The 22,786-nt window shown below is 64.6% G+C and carries 24 protein-coding genes; 10 read left to right on the top strand and 14 right to left on the bottom strand.

The window, feature by feature from the left end; translation table 11 throughout:
* Position 1 precedes the first annotated feature (1 nt).
* Positions 2 to 1,480, top strand: a complete 1,479-nt coding sequence (gene gltX, locus SKP52_RS09100; protein ID WP_081997274.1) for a glutamate--tRNA ligase — start codon at positions 2 to 4, stop codon at positions 1,478 to 1,480.
* A 38-nt stretch (positions 1,481 to 1,518) separates the two neighbouring features.
* Positions 1,519 to 2,802: a citrate synthase gene (locus SKP52_RS09105; protein ID WP_039574161.1), complete on the top strand. Its 1,284-nt coding sequence runs from the start codon at positions 1,519 to 1,521 to the stop codon at positions 2,800 to 2,802.
* A gap of 58 nt (positions 2,803 to 2,860) precedes the next feature.
* On the opposite strand, the gene SKP52_RS09110 is transcribed toward SKP52_RS09105, so the two are convergent.
* From SKP52_RS09110 to SKP52_RS09120, 3 genes are read right to left on the bottom strand one after another with little or no spacing between them, the layout of a single operon-like run.
* Positions 2,861 to 4,228 (bottom strand): sensor histidine kinase, encoded by a 1,368-nt coding sequence (locus SKP52_RS09110; RefSeq protein WP_039574162.1) that lies wholly within the window; start codon positions 4,226 to 4,228, stop codon positions 2,861 to 2,863.
* Positions 4,221 to 5,120, bottom strand: a complete 900-nt coding sequence (locus SKP52_RS09115; RefSeq protein ID WP_039574164.1) for a hypothetical protein — start codon at positions 5,118 to 5,120, stop codon at positions 4,221 to 4,223. Before SKP52_RS09115 ends, SKP52_RS09110 begins: the two co-directional genes overlap by 8 nt.
* Before the next feature lie 58 nt (positions 5,121 to 5,178).
* Positions 5,179 to 6,393 carry a hypothetical protein gene (locus SKP52_RS09120; RefSeq protein ID WP_039580440.1) on the bottom strand — a complete coding sequence of 405 codons (1,215 nt, stop codon included), beginning with the start codon at positions 6,391 to 6,393 and terminating at the stop codon, positions 5,179 to 5,181.
* A 304-nt stretch (positions 6,394 to 6,697) separates the two neighbouring features.
* On the opposite strand from SKP52_RS09120, the gene gyrA reads away from it, so the two are divergent.
* Both gyrA and SKP52_RS09130 read left to right on the top strand, forming a co-directional pair.
* The gene (gyrA, locus tag SKP52_RS09125) at positions 6,698 to 9,361 is read left to right on the top strand and encodes a DNA gyrase subunit A (protein WP_267128056.1); all 2,664 of its coding nucleotides are present in this window, start codon (positions 6,698 to 6,700) and stop codon (positions 9,359 to 9,361) included.
* On the top strand, positions 9,358 to 9,666 hold the full coding sequence (locus SKP52_RS09130) for a DUF952 domain-containing protein (RefSeq protein WP_039574168.1): 309 nt from the start codon (positions 9,358 to 9,360) through the stop codon (positions 9,664 to 9,666). The genes gyrA and SKP52_RS09130 overlap by 4 nt, the downstream gene beginning before the upstream one ends.
* Before the next feature lie 430 nt (positions 9,667 to 10,096).
* Here SKP52_RS09130 and SKP52_RS09135 read toward each other — a convergent pair whose 3' ends face one another.
* Both SKP52_RS09135 and SKP52_RS09140 read right to left on the bottom strand, forming a co-directional pair.
* On the bottom strand, positions 10,097 to 10,657 hold the full coding sequence (locus SKP52_RS09135) for a peroxiredoxin (RefSeq protein ID WP_039574171.1): 561 nt from the start codon (positions 10,655 to 10,657) through the stop codon (positions 10,097 to 10,099).
* A gap of 180 nt (positions 10,658 to 10,837) precedes the next feature.
* Positions 10,838 to 11,218, bottom strand: a complete 381-nt coding sequence (locus SKP52_RS09140; RefSeq protein WP_039574172.1) for a glycine zipper 2TM domain-containing protein — start codon at positions 11,216 to 11,218, stop codon at positions 10,838 to 10,840.
* A gap of 165 nt (positions 11,219 to 11,383) precedes the next feature.
* On the opposite strand from SKP52_RS09140, the gene SKP52_RS09145 reads away from it, so the two are divergent.
* Together SKP52_RS09145 and SKP52_RS09150 are read left to right on the top strand one after the other, a co-directional pair.
* On the top strand, positions 11,384 to 12,226 hold the full coding sequence (locus tag SKP52_RS09145; protein WP_039580445.1) for a TauD/TfdA dioxygenase family protein: 843 nt from the start codon (positions 11,384 to 11,386) through the stop codon (positions 12,224 to 12,226).
* Between the two features lie 51 nt (positions 12,227 to 12,277).
* Entirely contained in the window at positions 12,278 to 12,739 is a 462-nt protein-coding gene (locus SKP52_RS09150) for a host attachment family protein (protein WP_039574174.1), read from the top strand.
* On the opposite strand, the gene SKP52_RS09155 is transcribed toward SKP52_RS09150, so the two are convergent.
* Positions 12,740 to 13,420: a lysoplasmalogenase family protein gene (locus tag SKP52_RS09155; RefSeq protein WP_228383878.1), complete on the bottom strand. Its 681-nt coding sequence runs from the start codon at positions 13,418 to 13,420 to the stop codon at positions 12,740 to 12,742. It abuts the gene before it with no gap.
* Positions 13,421 to 13,478: 58 nt separating this feature from the next.
* Between SKP52_RS09155 and trmFO the strand changes: the two genes are divergently transcribed.
* Positions 13,479 to 14,825 (top strand): methylenetetrahydrofolate--tRNA-(uracil(54)-C(5))-methyltransferase (FADH(2)-oxidizing) TrmFO, encoded by a 1,347-nt coding sequence (trmFO, locus tag SKP52_RS09160; protein ID WP_039574175.1) that lies wholly within the window; start codon positions 13,479 to 13,481, stop codon positions 14,823 to 14,825.
* Here the strand turns inward: trmFO and SKP52_RS09165 are convergent.
* Positions 14,822 to 15,289, bottom strand: coding sequence for an EF-hand domain-containing protein (locus SKP52_RS09165; RefSeq protein WP_039574181.1), 468 nt, complete (start codon positions 15,287 to 15,289; stop codon positions 14,822 to 14,824). The genes trmFO and SKP52_RS09165 overlap by 4 nt on opposite strands.
* A gap of 136 nt (positions 15,290 to 15,425) precedes the next feature.
* On the opposite strand from SKP52_RS09165, the gene SKP52_RS09170 reads away from it, so the two are divergent.
* Positions 15,426 to 16,331, top strand: a complete 906-nt coding sequence (locus SKP52_RS09170; protein WP_039574184.1) for a hydrogen peroxide-inducible genes activator — start codon at positions 15,426 to 15,428, stop codon at positions 16,329 to 16,331.
* Here SKP52_RS09170 and SKP52_RS09175 read toward each other — a convergent pair.
* From SKP52_RS09175 to pgsA, 3 genes are read right to left on the bottom strand one after another with little or no spacing between them, the layout of a single operon-like run.
* Positions 16,328 to 16,771 carry a molybdenum cofactor biosynthesis protein MoaE gene (locus SKP52_RS09175; RefSeq protein WP_039574186.1) on the bottom strand — a complete coding sequence of 148 codons (444 nt, stop codon included), beginning with the start codon at positions 16,769 to 16,771 and terminating at the stop codon, positions 16,328 to 16,330. The genes SKP52_RS09170 and SKP52_RS09175 overlap by 4 nt on opposite strands.
* Entirely contained in the window at positions 16,768 to 17,025 is a 258-nt protein-coding gene (gene moaD, locus SKP52_RS09180; RefSeq protein ID WP_039574189.1) for a molybdopterin converting factor subunit 1, read from the bottom strand. The genes SKP52_RS09175 and moaD overlap by 4 nt, the downstream gene beginning before the upstream one ends.
* A 7-nt stretch (positions 17,026 to 17,032) precedes the next feature.
* Positions 17,033 to 17,605 (bottom strand): CDP-diacylglycerol--glycerol-3-phosphate 3-phosphatidyltransferase, encoded by a 573-nt coding sequence (gene pgsA / locus SKP52_RS09185; RefSeq protein ID WP_039574191.1) that lies wholly within the window; start codon positions 17,603 to 17,605, stop codon positions 17,033 to 17,035.
* Between the two features lie 144 nt (positions 17,606 to 17,749).
* Between pgsA and SKP52_RS09190 the strand changes: the two genes are divergently transcribed.
* Positions 17,750 to 19,099: an MFS transporter gene (locus SKP52_RS09190; protein ID WP_039574192.1), complete on the top strand. Its 1,350-nt coding sequence runs from the start codon at positions 17,750 to 17,752 to the stop codon at positions 19,097 to 19,099.
* A 7-nt stretch (positions 19,100 to 19,106) separates the two neighbouring features.
* Here SKP52_RS09190 and SKP52_RS09195 read toward each other — a convergent pair whose 3' ends face one another.
* The 3 genes from SKP52_RS09195 to nadC all read right to left on the bottom strand — a co-directional run bounded on the left by SKP52_RS09195 (position 19,107) and on the right by nadC (position 20,982).
* Positions 19,107 to 19,331, bottom strand: coding sequence for a hypothetical protein (locus SKP52_RS09195; protein ID WP_039574198.1), 225 nt, complete (start codon positions 19,329 to 19,331; stop codon positions 19,107 to 19,109).
* Between the two features lie 93 nt (positions 19,332 to 19,424).
* Positions 19,425 to 20,147 (bottom strand): ribonuclease T2 family protein, encoded by a 723-nt coding sequence (locus SKP52_RS09200; RefSeq protein WP_052208020.1) that lies wholly within the window; start codon positions 20,145 to 20,147, stop codon positions 19,425 to 19,427.
* Entirely contained in the window at positions 20,134 to 20,982 is an 849-nt protein-coding gene (gene nadC / locus SKP52_RS09205; RefSeq protein ID WP_039574207.1) for a carboxylating nicotinate-nucleotide diphosphorylase, read from the bottom strand. The genes SKP52_RS09200 and nadC overlap by 14 nt, the downstream gene beginning before the upstream one ends.
* A 95-nt stretch (positions 20,983 to 21,077) precedes the next feature.
* Between nadC and SKP52_RS09210 the strand changes: the two genes are divergently transcribed.
* Positions 21,078 to 22,211: an NAD(P)H-dependent flavin oxidoreductase gene (locus tag SKP52_RS09210; protein WP_039574209.1), complete on the top strand. Its 1,134-nt coding sequence runs from the start codon at positions 21,078 to 21,080 to the stop codon at positions 22,209 to 22,211.
* Positions 22,212 to 22,248: 37 nt separating this feature from the next.
* Here SKP52_RS09210 and SKP52_RS09215 read toward each other — a convergent pair whose 3' ends face one another.
* The gene (locus tag SKP52_RS09215; RefSeq protein ID WP_039574211.1) at positions 22,249 to 22,695 is read right to left on the bottom strand and encodes a peptidylprolyl isomerase; all 447 of its coding nucleotides are present in this window, start codon (positions 22,693 to 22,695) and stop codon (positions 22,249 to 22,251) included.
* Between the last annotated feature and the right edge of the window lie 91 nt (positions 22,696 to 22,786).

The following is a 22,786-nucleotide window of genomic DNA, read 5'->3' on the forward strand; positions in this document are numbered from 1 at the left end:
AGTGGCAACCGAAAACCAGACCAAAGTGGCAGCAGCGAGCCGCGACGCGACACCCGAAGCAACCGGCGCCGACGTGGTGACGCGATTTGCTCCCTCGCCGACCGGTTTCCTGCATATCGGCGGCGCGCGCACCGCCCTGTTCAACTGGCTGTTCGCTCGCCATCACGGCGGCAAATTCCTGCTGCGGATCGAGGACACCGACCGCGCGCGCTCGACCGACGCCGCGATCGACGCGATTCTCGACGGCATGCAGTGGCTCGACCTCGACTGGGACGGCGAGACGGTGTTCCAGTTCGCGCGCGCGCCGCGCCACGCTGCGGTTGCGGCGGAACTGCTCGCGAAAGGCGAAGCCTATCGTTGCTACCTCACACAGGACGAACTCGCCGCGATGCGTGCCGAGGCGCAGGAAAAACGCCTGCCCTTCCGCGTCCGCAGCCCGTGGCGCGACCGCGACGACGGCGACCCGTCGGCTCCTCATGTTATCCGCCTGCGCGCGCCGCAGGACGGCGCCGCGACGATCGCCGACAAGGTCCAGGGTGACGTCACCGTCCAGAACGCCGAACTCGACGATTTCGTCCTGCTGCGCAGCGACGGCACGCCGACCTATATGCTCAGCGTCGTCGTCGACGACAACGACATGGGCGTGACGCATGTGATCCGCGGCGACGACCATCTCAACAACGCGTTCCGCCAGCTCGCGCTGATCCGCTCGATGAACTGGTGCGAGCCCGTTTATGCCCATGTTCCGCTGATCCACGGCGCCGACGGGGCAAAGCTGTCGAAGCGCCACGGCGCGCTCGGCGTCGACGCGTACCGCGACGAACTCGGCTATCTTCCCGAATCGGTGAACAATTATCTGCTCCGCCTCGGCTGGGGGCATGGCGATGACGAAATCATCAGCCGGGCGCAGGCGACCGAGTGGTTCGACCTTGCGCATGTCGGCCGTTCGCCGTCGCGGTTCGATTTCAAAAAGCTCGAAAATCTGAACGGCCATTATCTGCGTGAAGCCGATAATGCGCGCCTCGCGGGCCTCGTCGCGCCGCGCGTCGAAAAGCTCGTTGGGCGCGCGCTGGACGATGCCGACCGCGACCTGCTGGCGCGCGCGATGGAGTCGCTGAAGCCGCGCGCCAAGACGCTCGACGAGATCGCCGATGGCGCTATTTTCCTGTATCAGCCGGACCCGTTGCCAGTGGACGAAAAGGCGGCCGAGGTGCTAAGGGCCTCGCCCGAAGGCCTGCTTGCTGCGGTGACAGAGCGACTGCGCGGACTGAACGATTGGACGACAGAAGAGCTGGACGCCGCCGTGCGTGCCGAAGCCGAAGCCGCCGAACTGGGGCTCGGTAAATTGGCGCAACCGTTGCGCGCGGCGCTAACCGGCCGAACCATTTCCCCGGGGATTTTCGACGTGCTGCTGTTGCTCGGACGCGATGTGAGTCTGGCGCGACTTGACGCAGCGCAACATTATCCGGCAGGGGCGTAGCCACTCTCTCCCCCCGCCGTCAGTACAGGGAACAAAATATGACCGACACTGCGAAAATCACCCTCGGCGACAAGACCGTCGATAGCCCTGTCCTGTCGGGCACCGTCGGCCCCGACGTCGTCGACATCCGCAAATTCTACGCCCAAACGGGCGCCTTCACCTATGATCCCGGCTTCACCTCGACCGCGAGCTGCGAATCGCAGCTCACCTATATCGACGGTGACGAGGGCGTGCTGCTCCACCGTGGCTACGCGATCGGCGACCTCGCCGAACAATCGAGCTTCATGGAAACTTGCTATCTCCTGCTCAACGGCGAACTGCCGAACGGCGAGGAACTGCAGACGTTCGAAAATACGATCACGCGCCACACGATGCTGCACGAACAGCTCGCGACCTTCTATCGCGGCTTCCGGCGCGACGCGCACCCGATGGCGGTGATGTGCGGCGTCGTCGGTGCATTGAGCGCCTTCTACCCCGACTCGACCGAGATCCACGATCCGCACCAGCGGATGATCGCCAGCCACCGGCTGATTGCGAAAATGCCGACGATCGCGGCGATGGCGTATAAATATTCGGTCGGCCAGCCCTTCGTCTATCCCGACAATTCGCTGAGCTACACCGGCAATTTCCTGCGTATGACCTTCGGCGTGCCTGCCGAACCCTATGAGGTGAACCCGGTCGTCGAACGCGCGCTCGACCGCATCTTCATCCTCCACGCCGATCACGAACAGAATGCATCGACCTCGACCGTCCGCCTCGCGGGTTCGTCGGGTGCCAATCCGTTCGCTTGCATCGCCGCGGGCATCGCCTGCCTGTGGGGCCCCGCGCATGGCGGCGCGAACGAGGCCGCCCTCAATATGCTGCGCGAAATCGGCCGTCCGGAGCGCATCCCCGAATATATCGCGCGTGCGAAGGACAAGGACGATCCCTTCCGCCTGATGGGCTTCGGTCATCGCGTCTACAAGAATTACGATCCGCGCGCGACGGTGATGCAAAAGACCGTGCGCGAGGTGTTCGAGGCGCTCAAGGTCAACGACCCGGTGTTCGAGGTCGCGCTGCAGCTCGAGGAAATGGCGCTCAGCGATCCCTATTTCGTCGAAAAGAAGCTGTTTCCGAACGTCGATTTCTATTCGGGCGTGATCCTGTCGGCGATCGGTTTCCCGACGACGATGTTCACCGCACTCTTCGCGCTTGCCCGCACCGTCGGCTGGGTCGCGCAGTGGAACGAAATGATTTCGGACCCCGCACAGAAAATCGGCCGTCCGCGCCAGCTCTACACGGGCCCGACGCACCGCCCCTATGTCGCGGTCGACAAGCGCTAAGCGGCAAATTCCTTATAATTTCGAGCGGCGGCGTGGGCGACCAGGCCGCCGTTTCGATTCAGACTTCGCGCGCCGGTAAACTCAGCGTAAACCGCGCGCCCTGTCCCGGCGCGCTATCGACCGTCAGCTCGCCGTCCATCGCCCGCGCCAGCCGCCGCGCGATATAGAGACCGAGCCCCGAACCGCCGCTGTCGGTGCGGCCCAGTCGCTCGAACTTCTCGAACACCACCGCCTGCTGTTCGGCGTCGATCCCCTGCCCCTGGTCGGCGACGGTGACCATCGCGCGGTCGCCCTCGCGGTTCACGCGGATCCAGATCAGCGAGTTCTCAGGCGAATAGCGGATCGCATTGCCGAGCAGATTGAGCAGGACCTGCAGAACACGGCGAAATTCGCCCGTCGCGGGCATTTGGTCGTCCGTGCGCGGCGCGTCGATCCGGATGCCTTTTTCCTCGGCCTTCATGCCGAGCAGGCCGACCGCGCGGCGCGCCAGATCGCCGAGGTCGATCTCATCCTGTGCCGCCTTGAACCCGGGCCGCTCGATATTCTGCAGATCGGCCAGGTCGTCGACCAGGCCCAGAAGATGGCGCCCGGCGTGCGCGATATCGCCGGCATAGCGTGCATAATCGGCGCGAATGGGGCCATCGAACTGTCCGGAAATCGTCTCCGCCGTCGCGATGATACGGCTGAGCGGACCGCGCAGCGCGCCGTCGATCCGGCGCCCGAACTGCGGATCGGACAGCGGCAGCGACCCGAAGGCCGGATCGATCAGCGTGGCGCTCGAGGGTGGCTCGGCGGGCGACTCGGCTTCGGCGACGACCGCGAGCCCGCGAAAGCCCGTAAAACGACCCGTTGCGTCGAACAGCGCCTCGCCTGACAGCGTCATCGCCCTGCCCCCAGCCTGCACGCGCTGACCATCGAAGCGCGATTGCCTTGCGAGCGCGCGGAGCACGGGGAAACGCCCGTCTTCATCGGGTTGCAACTCGAATAGTTCGGAGAGCGAGCGCGCTTCCCAGCTCTCCGGTATCGGTGGCGCTTCGGCGGCTGCCCGCAAAGCGACGATGCGCAGATGCTGATCGCATTCCCAGGTCCAGCTTTGCGGCACCGCGGTGCTATCGGCGATCGCGGGCACCTGCGGCTGTGTGACAGGGCGCGTGCGCCAGTCGCTGATCTCGAGGCTCGCACCCTCGGCATCGGGTATGATGCGGACCAATGCGTGGATGTCGCTATGATCGTCGGCGGCATGAAGCGGGCGGCTGATATCGCGATTTAGGCGCTGGGCCAGCGTAACGAGCCGCGCGAGGTGCGGTAGCGCCAGCGGCTTGTCGAGCCCCGCCCCGGCGCGCTGTTGCAGGCGCAGCAGCGGCGCGTCGGCGCTGACCAGCGCCCCCGACCGGTCGATCCGGCCCCGGATGATACGCTCACTCATCGCTGCTCGCATCGGCCACCGCACGCGCGGGCAGCATCATCAGCGAGGCCTCGAGCGGCGCCAGCGCGGCGTGATCGAGGCGCAGCGGCGCGAGCAACGAAGGCAATGCGGCACTTTCGGCGGTCAGCAGCGTCATCGCCAAGTCGCCATAGGTACGGCGGTGCGCGGCGGCGGCAAGCGCAATCAGCGTCGGCCAATTGTGGCGCGCGATCGCCGCTGCGGCCGCGTCGGGCAAGGCGGCACCCAAAATCTCGTAATAGGCCTGTCCGGCCGATTCGATGCCGCGCTCGCCCGCCTGCCGTTCGGTCGCGCCCCGCACCGCGTCTCCCAACTCGGCGGCGCGTGCCGTATCGCCGCTTACCGCGGCGAGCCGCCACGCGGCGATATCGAGCAACAGGGTGCGGAAAATTTCGCCATCGAGATCGGCGATCGCGAGCGCGGGATTGCCCAGCGCGTCGAAGCGGCGACGGTCGGCGATCTGCAGCGCCAGATATGCGCGATCGACGTCGGACAGCGGTTCGCCGACCGCGGACGCATCGGCATTCGTCGCGTCGGTTTCGGCAAGGATCGGCGGCGGACTGGTCCGCAGCGCCGATTGCTCGCGCCAGCGATGCTCCTCGGCGCGCGCGAAACAAATGCCGGCAAGCCGCGTCGCAGACGGCAATCCGCCGCGCACCCATTCACCCCACAGCGCGCCCGGATCGATACCGGGATGAAGCCGCGCCGCGACATCGACGACCAACCGGCGTGCGATGCCCAGCGACAGCGCGCGCTGCTCTTCGGTCAGCCGTCCGGCAGCGGGCGCAGCCAGATAGCCCGCCAACTCGCGAAGGCGGGCAGACAGCGTCGGCGAGGGCGGGTCGATGCCGGGGGAGGAAACCGAGTCAATCATGCGCGTCCGCCAATAACAGGATCGCGTTAATAGGCCTTAAACCTTCAATATCTTTGTTTTACCGCGCCTCCGGGCGCCGAGCGAGCCGCAGCCAGAGCAAAATCTGGAGCAACGCCAGCAGCGGCAGGATGGCGAACATCAACGACGCGAAGCCGAAGAGCAGCGCCGGCGCAAGCATAATCCAGGCCTGGTCGGCGTCGGGGAGCAGCCAGTGGAAGCGCCGCCGCGCGCCCGAATCCTCATAGAGCCAGCGGGCCAACAGGATCGTCGCAGCAAGGCACGGCGCCAGCGCAGCCTCGGCAAACAGGGGCATCTTGTGCGCCGGACCGCTGAGCGACAGCAGCCATGGGAAGCTCGCAAGCAACACCCACGCAAAGCTGCGGATCACATCGCGCGTCCGGTCCTGCGCGGCGCTTTCGGCGCGAAAGGCCGAGAGGAACCGCATCGCGGCGAGCCCCAGTCCACCGAAAATCGCCACCAGCGCCCCCGCCGCCGCCAGCCCGCTCGCCGCGAGCAACGCGACGATCACCCACAGCAAAGCGGTGACATAGGGCAGATAGCGCGCCGTCATTGGCGATTTGACCAGCAAGGGCCCGGCGAGCCGGATCAGCGGCATCATGATCGCCGAGCGCCCGAGCCCCATGCCGCCATATTCGACCTGTTGCAGGCTCGATTGCTCGATCAGTACCGCGGTCGGGCGATCGACGATGATCGCAATCTCGCCCTGCTCGAACAGCGCAGGCTCGCAATAGAGCCGCCGCGCGCCCGATTGCACCGCGAGCCGCAGCAGCGTCAGCATCATGTCCCATTCGCCTGGCATCGCGGCGAGTTCGGCGACCATCGTGTCGGAAATGCACGCCAGCCCGCCCCAGCGCCGCGTCGCATCGATCCGTTCGAACATCTGCGTCAGCGGCGTATCGCCGGTGACCAGGATGGCGGGCGATCCGGGCTTCGCGATCGCCGCATAATGCGTCCCGCCGGCCCGCAAGCCGTCGGCAACGAGGATGATACGGTCGTCGCCCTCGACCAGCACCATCAGGTCGGCGGCGGCCCGCACGGGGGTCACTTTCACCCCGCGGCGGCGGATGCGGTCGCACGTTGCCAGCAATTCGGCGGGGACCGCGGCGACCGCGACCGCGATATGCGTCACACCGACGTCGGAAAGGCGCGCCGCCTGCCGTTCGATCAGCGTTTCGCCCGCCACGGTGACGAGCGCACGGAGCGACCCGTCGGGCAACGTTTCGGAAGCGCCGACCAGCGCGATCAGGGCCATCGGCGCCGAAGGATTGGAGCAGCGGTCATCGACGCGAAGCTTTAGGGCCGACGAGGCGATTGGCAAGCCCCGCAATGGCGCACGATGACGTCACGCCTTCACCCTCGTTTCCCTTACTTTCCGTGTCCTTTTCGCCCGCAAAAAAATACGGAAAAAAGGACCGAATCGCTGGCCTTTCCACCCATCATCGGCTAGGCTAAATCCACCTCCCGAAAGAACGAAAAAAGGCCGGGTCTTGACCGAAGAAAATACGCCTACGCCGCCGTCCGAGGATGGCGTTTCATCGATCAATATCGTCGATGAAATGAAAACATCGTACCTCGATTACGCGATGAGCGTGATCGTCAGCCGCGCGCTCCCCGACGTCCGCGACGGGTTGAAGCCGGTGCACCGCCGCATCCTCTACTCGGCGTTCGAAAGCGGCTATGTCGCCGGGCGTCCCTATCGCAAGTCGGCGCGTATCGTCGGCGACGTCATGGGTAAATATCACCCGCACGGCGACAGCTCGATCTACGAAGCGCTCGCGCGCATGACGCAGGACTGGTCGATGAGCGTCCCGCTCGTCGACGGTCAGGGCAATTTCGGCTCGATGGACCCCGATCCGCCGGCGGCGATGCGCTACACCGAATCGCGCCTCGCCAAGGTCGCGAACACGCTGCTCGGCGATCTCGACAAGGACACCGTCGATTTCCAGCCGAACTATGACGGCTCGGAATCCGAACCGACCGTTCTTCCCGCGCGCTACCCCAATTTGCTCGTCAACGGCGCGGGTGGGATCGCGGTCGGCATGGCGACCAATATTCCGCCGCATAACCTTGGCGAAGTGATCAACGCGACGCTGGCGACGATCGACAATCCCGAAATCAGCCTCGACGACCTGATGACGATCATTCCCGGCCCCGATTTCCCGACCGGCGCGATGATGCTGGGCCAGGGCGGCGCGCGCCTCGCTTACGCCACCGGCCGCGGCTCGATCATGATGCGCTCGACCTATGTCATCGAGGAAGGGCGTAACGATCGCCAGTCGATCGTCCTCACCGCCATCCCCTTCCAGGTCGGCAAGTCCGGCCTCGTCGAGAAGATCGCCGAGGCCGCGCGCGACAAGCGGATCGAAGGCGTCGCCGATATCCGCGACGAATCGAACCGTGAGGGCGTCCGCGTCGTCATCGAATTGAAGCGCGACGCGACCGCCGAGGTCGTGCTCAACCAGCTATGGCGGCACACCCCCGCGCAGTCGAGCTTCCCCGCCAACATGCTCGCGATCCGCGGCGGACGCCCCGAAATGATGGGGCTGAAGACGATCCTCGAGGCGTTCATCGCCTTCCGCGAGGAAGTCATCACCCGCCGCTGCAAGTTCGAACTCGCGAAAGCGCGCGACCGGGCGCACATCTTGCTCGGTCTCGTCGTCGCGGTCAGCAATCTCGACGAAGTTGTCCGCATCATCCGCGGATCGTCGAGCCCCGCCGCAGCGCGCGACGCGCTGCTGGCGCGCGAATGGCCGATCGGTGATATCGCGCCCTATATCCGTCTCGTCGAAGCCATCGATGGCGAGATGGACGAAAGTTCGAGCTATCGCCTGTCCGAAATCCAGGTGAAGGCGATCCTCGACCTTCGCCTGCATCGCCTGACGGCGCTTGGTCGCGACGATATCGGTAACGAACTCAAAGAGCTGGCAAGCGAGATTGAGGGCCTGCTTGAAATCCTCGCCGACCGCGAAAAACTCTATGTCGTGATGCGCGAAGAGCTGATCGCGGTGCGCGACGAATTCGCCAAGCCGCGCCGGACTGTGCTTGCCCCCGCCGCCGACGGTATCGACGACGAGGATCTGATCGAGCGCGAGGAGATGGTCGTCACCGTCACCCTCGACGGCTATATCAAGCGCACCCCGCTCGAGACGTTCCGCGCGCAGCGCCGCGGCGGCAAGGGCCGCGCGGGCATGGCGACGAAGGACGAGGATGTCGTCACAAATTTGTTCGTCACCTCGACGCACACGCCGGTGCTCTTCTTCTCGACCCTTGGCAAAGTCTACCGCATGAAAGTATGGCGCCTGCCCGAGGGCGGGCCCGCAACGCGCGGCCGTCCGATGATCAATCTGCTGCCGCTTGGGCCCGGTGAGACGATCTCGACCGTGCTGCCGCTGCCCGAGGACGAGGCCGAATGGGGCAAGCTGCACGTCATGTTCGCAACCGCGAAGGGCAATGTGCGTCGCAACAGCATGGACGCCTTCACCAACGTGCCGTCGAACGGCAAGATCGCAATGAAATTCGAGGGCGAGGACGAGGACGACCGGCTGATCGGCGTCGCATTGCTCGACGAAAGCGACGATGTCCTGCTCGCGACGCGCCAGGGTAAGGCGATCCGCTTTGCCGGCGACGATGTCCGCGAATTCCAGAGCCGCAATTCGACCGGCGTGCGCGGCATGCGGCTGGCAGGCGGCGACGAGGTCATCTCGCTCTCGATCCTCCACCGCGTCGGCACAACGATGGAGGAACGCGAAGCCTATCTGCGCGCCGCGCCGTGGAAGGATAATGAGAATGCGCCGACCCTCGACGGCGATCGCATGGCCGAATTGGCGGCGAGCGAGCAGTTCATCCTGACCGTTTGCGCCAATGGCTATGGCAAGCTGTCGTCGGCCTATGAATATCGCCGCACCGGTCGCGGCGGCCAGGGGATCACCAACATCGACAATATCGCGCGCAACGGCCCGGTCGTCGCGAGCTTCCCCGCCACGAAGATACATCAGCTGATGCTGGTGACCGATCAGGCAAAGCTGATCCGGATGGGCCTCGATTCGATGCGCGTCATCGGCCGCGGCTCGGCGGGCGTGCGCCTATTCGACGTCGCCAAGGACGAACATGTCGTCTCGGCGGCGCTGATCGAGGAAAGCGACGAGGAAGACGTCGACGGCATCGAAGGCGAAGCGCCCTCGCCCGAAGCCGCGCCGACGGCGGAAACGCCCTCCGAATGACCGCGTCGACCGCCTTCAAGGTGCTCACTGCACAACAATGGGCCGATTTCGAACGCGAGCGCGTGTTCCGGGGCGCGCCGGTGGATATTGCCGACGGCTATATCCACCTGTCGACCGCGGAGCAGCTCGAGACGACGATCGCCAAATATTTCGCGGACCAATCGGGCCTGATGATCGCCGAGGTTGACCTTGCCTGCCTTGGCGACGCGGTGCGCTGGGAACCGGCACGCGGCGGCGATCTGTTCCCGCATATTTATGCCGAACTGCCGATCCAAGCCGTGATAAGCCTGCAAAAGCGCGACTAGCCCTTAACGTCTATAGGATCCCAGACCTTTACCGCGATGACTGCGTTGGGGTGGTGAGCTGCCGTTAATTCTCCCTGTGGCGAAGCCATGGGGAGGGGGACCGCCGCCGCAGGCGGTTATGGAGGGGCCGCGACGCCGGTGTCATTGCCCCTCCGTCAGCGCTTCGCGCTGCCACCTCCCCATGGCTACGCCACAGGGAGGATATTATTTCCGCTTCCGGTCGTTTCCTGCCATGGCAACCGGATCGGCGATCAATGACACAAATGGGATGGCGAGCTGTTATTCTTTCCCTCTCCCCCGTGGATCCCGGATTTGATCCGGGATCCACGGGGGAACTGAGGTTATAGTCTCCAGATCAGGTCCGGGGGACGATGATTGAGAGGTCAGCAATCGGTCGCTGACCGCCCTTTATCAAGCGGTTCACACAAGCTCAGCGTTGCCCGGCTTTCCACGCGCGCACCGCCGTTATCGTCTTTTCGATATGCGCCTGCGGTTTGCTATCGGTGTAGCTGAGCAGGATCGTCCCGTTCGGCGCGATGACGAACGACGTCCGGTTGGAAATCGCCGGCTGGTTCGGGCGCCGGAGCATGGTGTCATATTTCGCCGCGACCTTCGCACCTGGATCGGCCGCGACGGCAAATTTGTCGCGGCATTCCGATTTGGAGAATTCGGCGACGCGCTCGATGTTGCCGGCGGTGACGCCGACGACGCGCGCGCCCAGTCGGTTGAAATCATCGCTCGATTCGGCAAACAGATGGGCTTCGATCGTGCAGCCCGGGGTAAAGGCGGCGGGAAAGAAATAGAGGACGACCGGCCCCTTCTTCAGCGTCTGCTTCAGCGACAGGCTGAACGGTTTGCCGCCCTGTGCGGCGTTCAGCGTAAAGTCGGGGGCTTTGGCACCCTGCTTGAGCGCCGCGACGCCCTGCGCCGGAAGCACCGCGAGCGACAGGCCGAGACCCAATGATACGGCAAATTTCATCAGCATCTTCATCTGGGTCTCCAACTCGAGCAGCGGAAAGCACCTCCGCCTTGACGACCTCTACGCCCAAATTCGTCAGGAAGCAGGAAAAAGTTCGTCAGGCAAAACCACCCGCCGCGATGTCGCGGAGCACCTTGGCCGCGGCGCGCAAGCAAACGACGGCCAAAGTGCACCCGGACGGCCAGCGCCCGACTAGCAGCGACGACCGCCGCGATCGACCTCGCGACCGATCAGCGCGCCGGCAGCGCCGCCGATGATCGTGCCCGGCAGCCGGTCGCGGTAGCGATCGACCTCCCGGCCCAGCAAGGCGCCCGCGGCACCCCCGACGATCAGGCCCGTCGTTCCGCTGCCGCGCCGGCAATAATAGTTGCGGTCGCGATAATGGCTGCGCCGATAATCGCGACGGTAATCACGCCGGTCGTAGCGCCGATAATCGCGATAGCGATCATTGTCGCGGTGACCATAATAGCCGTGGCGGTGGTGCCGGTCGCGCGCGTCGGCTTCGACCGGCAATGCTGCAAGGGCGCTGGCGCCGATCAACGCGGTCAACGCCAGTCTCTTTAACAGGAACATCTTTCTTCTCCGTTTTGACCCCCGCAGATCAGATTAGGGATGCAAAGATGGCGCCTCGCTGAATTGCCGACGCTCCCGCGCCCTCGCCGCATCGGCTCGGCGAAGGTTCGGGGCGGTCTGCCGCTCCCCATTGACCCCGTGCCGCAATCGACGCAGCATCGCGCCATGACGCTCACCATCACCCCGAGTGGCCAATCCTGCGGCGCCCGCATCACCGGCGTCGACTTGGCGCATCCGCTCACCCCCGAAACCGTCGCCGAAATCCGCGCGGCGTGGCTCGACCATCATGTCCTGTCCTTCCCCGACCAGAAAATGAACGAAGACGATCTCGAACGTTTCACCGGCTATTTCGGCGGCTTCGGCGAAGATCCCTTCATTCGCCCGATCCCTGGCCACGACCATATCATCGCGGTAAAGCGGAAGGCCGACGAGACCGCGCCGCTGTTCGCCGAAAACTGGCACAGCGACTGGAGTTTTCAGGCGCGCCCGCCTGCGGGCACCTGCCTCTTCGGCATCACCATCCCCCCCGTCGGCGGCAACACCGAATTTTCGAACCAGCACGCCGCGCTCGACGCCATGCCCGCCGATCTGCGCGCGCGCGTCGAGGGGCTACAAGCCATCCACAGTGCCCGCAACGGCTATGCGCCCACCGGCCTGTACGGCGCGAACGATCGGGGGCGCAGCATGGACATCCGCTCGGACGACGAGGCGCTCGAGACGCAACGCCACCCCTTCGTCCGCGCGCACCCCGAAACCGGCCGCAAGGGCCTGTTCGGCTGCGCGGGCTATATCATCGGTTTCGATGGCCTCGACGATAGCGAGGGTCTGCCCTTGCTCTACGAATTGATCCAATGGCAGGGGCGCGAAGAGTTCCGATACAGCCACGCGTGGGAACCCGACATGCTCATCATGTGGGACAACCGTTCGCTGCTCCATCGCGCGACGGGCGGTTACGACGGCCATGACCGCCTGCTTCACCGCACGACGATCGCCGCGTGGGAGGGATAGCGAAACTTAGGCGGTAGCCCATGCGTTGCTTCGGGCAGAAGGAGCAACATCATGACTCTCGCCCCCAACACACTCGTCCTCGTCGCCGACGGCCGCAAAGCGCTGTTTCTGCGCAATCAGGGCGACGCACGTCAGATAGACCTGCGCACGACCTCTCATCAAGAACGCGAAGACCGCAAGGACAGCGACATCAAGACCGACGCGTCGGGCCAGTCGCCCGCTCCCGCCGGCACCGGCCTGCCCGGCGGCACGATGGGCGAACCGGATTTCCATCAACAGGAGGAAGACCGCTTCGCCCGCGACCTCGCCGAAAAAATCAACGCGATGGCGCTTGCCGGCAAGTTCGACGCGCTCGTCGTCGTCGCTCCCGCGCGGACGATGGGCGAGCTCCGCCCGCTCTGGCACAAAGAAGTGAGCACCCGCCTCGTCGGCGAACATGTCAAGGAAATGACCGACCGCCCGGTCGCCGACATCGAGGCGCTGCTCGTTGGAGAAGCCGGACCGCCGTCCTGATTAGCCGCGCGCTTCCTTGGCCAGCGTGCCGACGACGCCCCACGCGATCAGCGCCTGCCCCGTAAAATAGAGCGGCCAGACGAGCCACATCGTGATGTCTTTGGACAGCACATCCCCCTCGCCCGCAAAGATGAAGAGATCGCTCGCGAGGAACAGCATCGCGCCGATCCCGGTGCGATAGCGCGGAAAGCGGCTCGTCCATGCGGCGGCCGCCATCGCGGCGACGAACAGCGAATAGACCGCGGCGTGCCACCAGCCCGCCGCAGGGCTCAGCATCGCCCAGACGATGATCAGCGTCGCGGGCATCGTCAGCCAGCCGAGCAAGCGCTGCGACGGCGTCGTCGTGGCGCGCCGGTTAGTCAGATACAGGATGATCGCGATCACATGCCCCGCCGCGAAAGCCGCCGCGCCCACGACAAGCCCTTTCGCATCGAGCAGCCAGTCGCCGAGTGCTCCGAAACCGAGGACGGCCGCGATCAGCCAGCCATTCTTCTTGCGCGCATTCGTTGCCGCCCAAAGCGCCAGCAAGCCGACGCCGCTCGTCTTCCACGCCCAGATCGCCGGACCATCGAGCCGCAGATACACCGCAACGAAAAAGCTGATCCCGCCAAGCAACGCCAGCCACCACAACCATCGCGCCCTGTCCCAGCCCGCTTCGCTCATCATCACCCCCCTTTGCATCTTCTCTCCAACCGGCCTAGTGCGCGGCGCACGCAGGGTAAGTCAACGGATACGATAAATGAGCTACGACATTCACATCATCGGCGGTGGCCTCGCCGGATCCGAAGCCGCGTGGCAGCTCGCCGAGGCGGGGTTTCGCGTCCGCCTTTCGGAGATGCGCGGCGGCGGTGACATGACCCCGGCGCATCAGGGCGACGCGCTCGCCGAAATGGTATGCTCGAACAGCTTTCGCAGCGACGATGGCGACAGCAACGCGGTCGGCCTGCTTCACCGCGAAATGCGCACCCTCGGCTCGATCATCATGCGCGAGGCCGACGTCTACAAGGTGCCCGCGGGCTCCGCGCTCGCGGTCGACCGCGACCTCTTCTCGGGCGGCGTCACCCATGCGCTCGAAAATCACCCGAACATCGCTATCGTCCGCGAGCGCGTCGATGTGTTGCCCAGCGAGGGGCTGACAATCGTCGCGACCGGCCCGCTCACCGCCGCCGGCCTCGCCGCGAGCATCGGCACCGCAACGGGCAAGGATGCCCTCGCCTTCTTCGACGCGATCGCCCCCATCGTCTACCGTGAGAGCATCGACATGGACATCGCGTGGATGGCGAGCCGCTGGGACAAGGTCGGGCCGATCGGCGACGGCAAGGATTATATCAACTGCCCGATGGACAAGGATCAGTATCACGCCTTCGTCCAGGGGCTCGTCGACGGCGACAAGACCGATTTCAAACAGTGGGAAAAGGACACTCCTTACTTTGAGGGCTGCATGCCGATCGAGGTGATGGCCGAGCGCGGCACCGAAACACTGCGCTTCGGCCCGATGAAAGGCGTCGGCCTCGACAATCCGCGCACCGGGCGCTGGCCCTATGCGGTCGTCCAGCTGCGCCAGGACAATGCTCTCGGCACGCTGTGGAACATGGTCGGCTTCCAGACCAAGTTGAAGCACGCAGCACAGGTCGAACTATTCCGTACCATCCCCGGGCTTGAAAAGGCCGAGTTCGCGCGCCTCGGCGGGCTCCACCGCAACAGCTTCATTCGCTCGCCTGAACTACTCGACCGACAACTCCGCCTCAAATCGGCGCCGCATATCCGCTTCGCCGGCCAGATCACCGGCTGCGAAGGTTATGTGGAAAGCGCCGCGATCGGGCTGATCGCCGCGCGCTTCGCCGCTGCCGAACTCGCGGGCCGCGACCTCGCACCCCCGCCCCCCGACACCGCGCTGGGCGCACTGCTCGGCCATATCACCGGCGGCGCCGATGCCGCGAGCTACCAGCCGATGAACGTCAACTTCGGCCTGTTCCCGCCGCTCGCAGAGGACGTCCGTAAGAAGGACCGCAAGCTCGGCTATACTGCGCGCGCCCGCGCGTCGCTCGCCGAATGGATCAAGCAAGCCGACGGGATCGCGGGCTAACAGCTACACTTTGGCTTTGCCGCCTGCTTCGGCGCCGTTGTCGCAAACTCCGCGCGCGTCAAATCGCCCGACTTGTCCCCGTCGGCGCCGGCAAAACGCTGCCCGGTCGCCGCGGCCCATTCCTCGAAGGTCAGCAGATTATTGCCATCCTTGTCGAGCTTGCGGAACGCTGCGGTGCGCGACGACATCAGTTCGACCCGGCTGATCCGGTCGTTACGATCACGGTCGAAGCGGTTGAAGCGGCGTTCCTCTCGCGACGCCTCCTTCGCAGCGGGCAACGCTGGCGGCGACGGCCCACGCTTGGGCGCCCCCACCGCCGCGACCGGGATCGCGGGCAGCGCCGGCGGTGGGTCGGGCACCACTTCTTCCTCGGAGATCTGCGTATAGCCCTTCCACATGAACAGGCCGCCGGTCAGCATCAGCGCGCTCGCGACGCCGCCAATCAGAAAACGGGAAACTGCCATACGCCCCTCCGCGCCATTTGATCGGCGATAGTTATCATGGCGGTCCGGAAATCGGCAACAGACGCCGCCATTATGGCCACGAATTTTAATCGGAAAACTTGTTCAAAACCCTCCCAATAATTGCTATACCCGATCAATGCACAATTACCTGCCCTCGCTGAAACAGATGCAATATCTCGTCGCGCTCCACGAGCACGGCCATTTCGGCCGCGCCGCCGACGCGTGCAACGTCACCCAATCTACCCTGTCGGCGGGAATCCGCGAGCTCGAAACCCTTCTCGGCCAGACGCTCGTCGAACGCACCCGCCGCGTCGTCCGCTTCACCGGGCTCGGCAATGCGATCGTCGAAAAGGCGCACCGCGTGCTGCGCGAGGCCGAGGAATTAGCCGACATGGCCGCCGCGGCCGCCGCGCCGCTCGTCGGCGACCTCCGGATGAGCGTCATCCCGACGATCGCACCCTTCCTGCTACCCGGGATGCTGCGGCTGCTCCGCAAGGAGCGCCCCGCGCTCAAGCTGTTTCTGCGGGAGGAGCCGAGCGCCCAGGCCTGCGAATCGCTGCATCACGGAACAGTCGACTGCGTGCTCCTCGCGCTCCCGTACGCATGCGGCGACGTCGAAAGCGAAGCACTTTTCGACGACGCGCTGTTCGTGGCCTTCCCCGGCGATCAATCGGAAGACCTGCCCGCGATGGTCAGCGCCGACCAGCTCGACCCCGCACAGATGCTGATGCTCGAGGATGGCCACTGCCTGAAGGACCATGTCCTTGCTGCGTGCAACCGCCCTGAACTCCGTTCCGGCGCGCGGATGATGGGGACGTCGCTGCACACACTCGTCCAGATGGTCGACAATGGTCTTGGCATCACGATGCTGCCGCAAATGGCGATCGAGGCCGGGATCCTTGATCACACCGACATCGACACGCGCCCGCTCGATTCGGATCACGACTGGCGCACGATCGCGCTGGTGTGGCGCAAGGGCAGCCCGCGCGCCGAAGAATTCAAAATGCTCGCCGATATTTTCCGCAAGCATAAGGGCGATTAGGCGCCCCATTTCCCCGCCCGCGCCTGGTCGCCCTCGCGCGGTTCGACCCACCCGACGCGCCCGTCGGCGAAGGTTTCACGTTTCCACAGCATCACGTCGGTTTTCAACCGATCGATCAGAAACTCGCACGCCGCCAGCGCCTCGGCGCGGTGCGCGCTGCTCGTGAGGACAAATACGATCGTCTCGCCCGGCGCCATCGGACCGATGCGGTGGATCAGGGTCAGCGCTGACAGGTGCCAACGATCGGCCGCTGCATGCGCGAGATCGGCAAGCCCCGCCTCGGTCATCGCCGGATGATGGTCGAGGAACAGCTCGGTCAGCCCGGCGTCGCCGCGCACGCGCCCGATGAAACTCGCGCTCGCCCCATGCCCCCCCGCATCGTGCAGATCGAGTTCCGTGGCTACATCGATTGCCTCCTGCTGGACGGCAACGCGGATCATCCGCCCGTCACCGGCGGAAACAGGGCAACCTCGCGGGCACCGAGAAGCGGCGCATCGGGGCCCATCATCACCCCGTCGATCGCCGCGCGGATGCGGTGTGGTTCGGCAAAGGCGATTTGTCCTCGTGCATCACGCGCGGCAAGCCATGCGACCAGGGCGCCGACATCGGCGACGCCCGCCGGAAGGTCGACCGTCTCGTCGGCGACCCCCATGCGTTCGCGCACCCAGGCGAAATAGGCGATATTCAGCGCCATCGAACGCTCAATCCATATGCTTCAGGCCGACGCGCAGATAATCCCAGCCGGTAATCAGCGTCAGCACCGCAGCGCCCCACAGCGAAATAAGCCCGACGGTCTTGATCCAGGCAAGCGCGGGCAGCGCGCCCGCAAGGATCAGCGCGCCGAAAGCGACCAGCTGGAACGTCGTTTTCCATTTGGCGAGCTGCGTCACCGGCATCGACACCTGCAACGTCGCGAGAAATTCGCGGAGCCCCGACACGATGATCTCGCGGAGCAGGATCATCAGCGCGGCGATGACATGATAGCCGGTGATATCGCGCGTGAAGACCAGCAGCAGGATGACCGCCGCGATCATGATCTTGTCGGCGATCGGGTCGAGGAAGGCGCCCAGCCGCGATACGATCCCGCGCGACCGCGCAACATAACCGTCAAAATAATCGGTAATGCCCATCAGGCAATAGAGGCCAAAGGCTAACGCATAGTCGATCGGCTTTGGCTGGTGCGACCCTTCGACCACCCCCGGCCACAGCAGGAACAGCAGGATGGGCACCGCCAGAATACGCGACAATGTCAGGATGTTCGGAAGACTGAGCATGATCCGTGATTCTCGCCCCGATAGTGCGCTTATAACAAAATGACCTTTGACCGCATCCGCCCTAGCCGATAAGTCCCCCGGGCGACAACCGAATTGCCCGCAAATCGCGTGGGATCGAACGATGCTGAAGAGATTGGACCCCGCATGACCGGCACCTTTGCGCTGTTGAAGCAACGCCGGTTCCTGCCCCTTTTCGTCACCCAACTGCTCGGCGCGTTCAACGACAATCTGTTCAAGAACGCGATGGTTCTGTTCGTCGTCTATGGGGTGTTCAACGACGAAGCATCTGAAACGGCATTCAGCGCCATTGCGACCGGCCTGTTCATCCTTCCCTTCTTCCTGCTCTCTGCGCTGTCGGGGCAGCTTGCCGACACGCGCGACAAGGCGCGGATCATCCGCATCGTCAAATTCTGCGAAATCCTCATCATGCTCGTCGGCGCGATCGGGCTGGTCCTCGCGTGGTTGGGCTGGGCAGTGCATCTGGTCGCGATCCCGCTGATGCTGCTTGCGCTGTTCGCGATGGGGATCCACTCGACCTTCTTCGGCCCGATCAAATATGCGATCCTGCCGCAACATCTGAAAAGTGATGAAGTGCTGGCGGGGACCGGGCTGGTGGAGGCTGGCACCTATATCGCGATCCTCGCCGGGACCATTTTGGCCGGCGTGATCGACGTTGAATGGGCCGCGATCGGCGTTGTCGTCGTCGCCGCCCTTGGTTATTGGACGGGGACCAAGGTGCCGCCGGCGCCGCCGGAGCATGAAGAAACCGGCATCGACTGGCACATCGTCCGCTCGTCGATCGCGCTCGTCCGCGGCACGATGCACATACCGCGCCTCTATCTCGCGATCCTGTCGATCAGCTTTTTCTGGACCATCGGGGCGGTACTGTTCATCCAGTTCCCGCCGCTGGTAAAGAATATTCTCCACGCCGACAAAAGCGTCGCCAGCCTGTTCCTTGCGGTCTTCTCGATCGGCATCGCGATCGGCTCGGTCGCGGTCAACCGCCTGCTCAAGGGACAGGTTTCGGCACGCTACAGCCCCGCCAGCGTCATCGTCATGGGCGTGTTCGTCCTCGCCTTTTACTGGGTCTGCCGCGACTGGGGGGCGAACGCGGAAGGGCTGCTTTATGACATCTATTCGTGGTCATCGAGGGTGTGGAGCACACCTCCGGCGCGACTCTATGACATCCAAGGTTTCCTCGCACATGACGGGGTCATCCCGCTGCTCGCCAGCCTGCTCGGCATCGCGATCAGCGGCGGCATGTTCGTCGTGCCGCTCTATGCCTTCCTCACGACCACCGTCCCCAAGGATCAGACGGCGCGCACGGTCGCGGCGAACAATATCGTCAATTCCGGCGCGATGGTCGCGGGATCGCTGCTCGCGATCGGACTGGGTTTCGCCGGGGTCGGTGTGGTCGATCAACTGCTGATGAGCGCGATCATGTGCCTGGTTTCAGCCTGGCTCGCGCAAAAGCTGCACCGCGCCTGCGATTGATCGGTTCCTAGATCAAAAACATCATCGCCGCGGTAAAGAAGATCGCGAAGCTTTGAAGAAACAAGCGGAAGTCATTGTTCGAAAAGATCGTTGCGGGTTCGCGATGGGCCGCCAGCGCGGTTCGCAATTCCCGCTGCCAATCCGTCGGAGCGTTCAGCCGGGCGATAACCAGCCGCCGCGAACCATAGTCGCGAACGCGCGTCCGAATGTCGATATGATCCTTCGAGTCCATGCACCCGAAGCTAGGGCGATGTTAACGAGTCGATAAGGTTAAAAGAGTGTTAACGCGGCGTCGTCCCGTCATGGCACGCTTTGCGCAATTGCTTTAACGTGGGGACGTTGCCCGAACGCGGATCTGGCGCCCGTCTTTCGCGCCGCTTTGAAAGGGCTGACATTTGGTGGGCTTCATGCGCGGCCCCAGGCAAAACCGCACTTCGTCCAGCCATCCCTGCTTGTCGGCCGACACCGCGATCATCGGCGCCGTCACCCCCGGATTGACCGACGCAAAGGCCCGGCGGACGCTTCCCGCCGTTTGCGGTTTCGACGCCAGCTTTTTCATGTCAGGAAAGCGGACCGCACGAAACAACAGTTCGGCCGAACGAAAATAGGCTGCCGGGTGCGGACTCATGCACGTCCCATGCTTCGCCCATTCGTGCTGCAACAGCTGCACCGACGGCGTCATGCACAGATGTTTGCGAAGCACCGGCTGCGGCACGATCTTTGCCGGGCGGCACCATTGCGGATAGCCGGCGCTATCCGTCTCCGGCCACAATCCGTGGAGTATCCAACCGAAACGACCGCTCTCGCCCGAACATTGAAAGCGGTCGCGTGCATCCTTCGGATTGCGCACCTCGGCGCAATGCTGCGGCGACCAGCTCATGGCTAACAGATAGCCGGTGATCGCCGGATTACGGACGGGTTCGCCGCGCTTCGGCTGTTTGAGCCGCGGGACCGCGATGCGGTCCGGGATATTGCACCCCAGTGCCTGCGCCTGCGCCACCATCGGCGCGAACGCAAGCCCGACGGCTGCAACGCTAAGCCAGCGCAAAATCGAGCCCGATATCCGCCGCGGGTGCCGACTGGGTCAGCCGCCCGACCGACACATAGGTCACGCCCGTCTCGCCGATCGCGCGGATCGTATCGAGCCTCACGCCGCCCGACGCCTCGGTCGGCACCTTGCCGGCCACCAGCGCCACGCATTCGCGCAGTTCCGCAAGGTCCATATTGTCGAGCAACAGATGCGTCGCCCCAGCGATTAGTGCCGACTCGACCTGCGCCACGCGGTCGACCTCGACGATGATGCTCTCGATCCCGGCAGCCACCGCGCGGCGTACCGCTTCCTCGACCGATCCTGCCACCGCGACATGATTGTCCTTGATCATCGCCGCATCCCAAAGCCCCATGCGGTGATTCTTCGCGCCGCCCATCCGCGTCGCATATTTCTCCAGCACGCGCAGCCCCGGGATCGTCTTGCGCGTATCGAGCAACGTCGCGCCGGTTCCGGCGAGCGCATCGACATATTGGCGCGTCATTGTCGCGATTCCCGACAGATGCTGCACCGTGTTGAGCGCCGAACGCTCGGCGGTCAGCATCGCGCGCGCGTTGCCCGACAGCCGCATCAGGTCGCTGCCCGACGCAACCTGCGCGCCCTCCTCGACCAATATCTCGATCTCCATGGCAGGTTCGAGCGCGCGAAAGAATCGCTCGGCGATCGGCAGCCCCGCGACGGTGATGGCGTCGCGGCTGTCCATCACCCCGCCAAACCGGGCGTCAGCGGGAATCGTCGCCATCGACGTGATATCACCCCCCGCCCCCAGATCTTCCGCCAGCGTGGCGCGAACGAAGGCATCGAGGTCGAAATCGGGCAGGGAAAATTGGCTCATGCACCCAGCGATAATCAGCCAGCCGAGCAAATCAACTTGACGTTTACGTCAACTGGGGCTGACATAGATGCAAATGGACAAATGGAGAGGTCCCCATGCAATCCCCCATCTGCGCGATGCTCGGCATCGAATTCCCGCTGCTCGCCTTCTCGCACTGCCGCGACGTCGTCGTCGCGGTGTCGAAAGCCGGCGGCATGGGCGTGTTCGGCGCCGCCTCGCTGCCGCCCGAACGGCTCGAGGAAGAACTCGCGTGGATCGACGAACATATCGGCGGGCGCCCCTACGGCGTCGACCTGATCGTTCCCAACAGCTTTGCCGGCAAAGGGGAGGTTCAGCGCGAAGCCCCGTCGATACCCGCCGAGCATAAAGCGTTTATCGCCGGCCTTCTGGAAAGGCATGGCGTCGACGGTAGCGACCTCTCGCTTCCGGGCGCGGTACGCAGCAGCCTCGGGGACAATATGAGCGACGATGGCGCCGCGCGCTTGCTCGAAGTCGCCTTCCGCCACCCGATCGGCCTCATCGCCAATGCGCTGGGCGTCCCGCCGCCCTTGATGCTCGAACTGGGCAAAAGGCACAATGTCCCCGTCGCCGCGCTCGTCGGCACCCGCGACCACGCGCTCGCGCAGGTGCGGGCAGGCGTCGACATTCTCGTCGTCGCGGGCGGCGAAGCGGGCGGCCATTGCGGCGAGGTCGCGACGATGGTGCTGGTACCCGAGGTTGCCGCAGCGGTCGAAGCCGTCGGCGCGAACACACCGATCCTCGCCGCCGGCGGTATCGTCACCGGGCGCCAAATGGCGGCGGCAATGGCAATGGGCGCGCATGGCGCATGGACCGGATCGGTGTGGCTGACCACCGCGGAGGCCGAAACCAATCCCGTGGTGAAGCAAAAGATGCTCGCCGCATCATCGCGCGATACGGTGCGGTCGAAGAGCCGCACCGGCAAGCCATCGCGTCAGTTGCGCTCGCCATGGACCGATGCGTGGGAGGCCGAGGGTGCACCCAGACCGCTGCCGATGCCGCTCCAGTCTCTGGTCAGCGAACCCGCACTGCGCAAGGTCGATAAATTGTCCGAGGGCGGCCACGAAGGCGCCAAGGCGCTTGCCACCTATTGGGTCGGCCAGGGCGTCGGTCTGATGAACGATGCGATGGGCGCAGGGCAGGTCGTTCAGGACTTCAAGACCGACTGGATCGCTGCATGCGAGCGGCTGAACGGTTTTATAGGCGACTAGGCAAAAAAATCCCCGCCGAAGCGGGGATTTTCTTGTGTCAGCTAACGGTCGCTTTGACAATCTTGCCGGGTTCGCGCGGCGGCTCGCCCTTCGGCAGCGCGTCGACATTTTCCATGCCTTCGATCACTTCGCCCCACACGGTATACTGCTTGTCGAGGAAACGCGCGTCGTCGAAACAGATGAAAAACTGGCTGTTGGCGCTGTTCGGGTTCTGCGCGCGTGCCATCGAGCAAACGCCGCGGACATGCGGTTCGCTGCTGAACTCCTGCGGCAGGTCGGGAAGCTGGCTGCCGCCCATGCCGGTGCCCGTCGGGTCGCCGCCCTGCGCCATGAAGCCCGGGATCACGCGGTGGAACACGACATCGTCGTAGAAACCTTCACTGGCGAGGCCGGTGATGCGCTCGACATGCTGCGGCGCAAGATCGGGGCGGAGGCGAATAACAACATCGCCGGTCGACAGCGAAAGGGTGAGAGTGTCGGACATGGTAGAACTCCTGTGGTCTATGTTGGCGGTCCCATAGCGGGGCGAGCCGCCAAAGCCACGCATTAAATCGCGAAAAGGCGCGCGCGGCGTT

Source organism: Sphingopyxis fribergensis, from assembly GCF_000803645.1.
Lineage (GTDB): Bacteria > Pseudomonadota > Alphaproteobacteria > Sphingomonadales > Sphingomonadaceae > Sphingopyxis > Sphingopyxis fribergensis.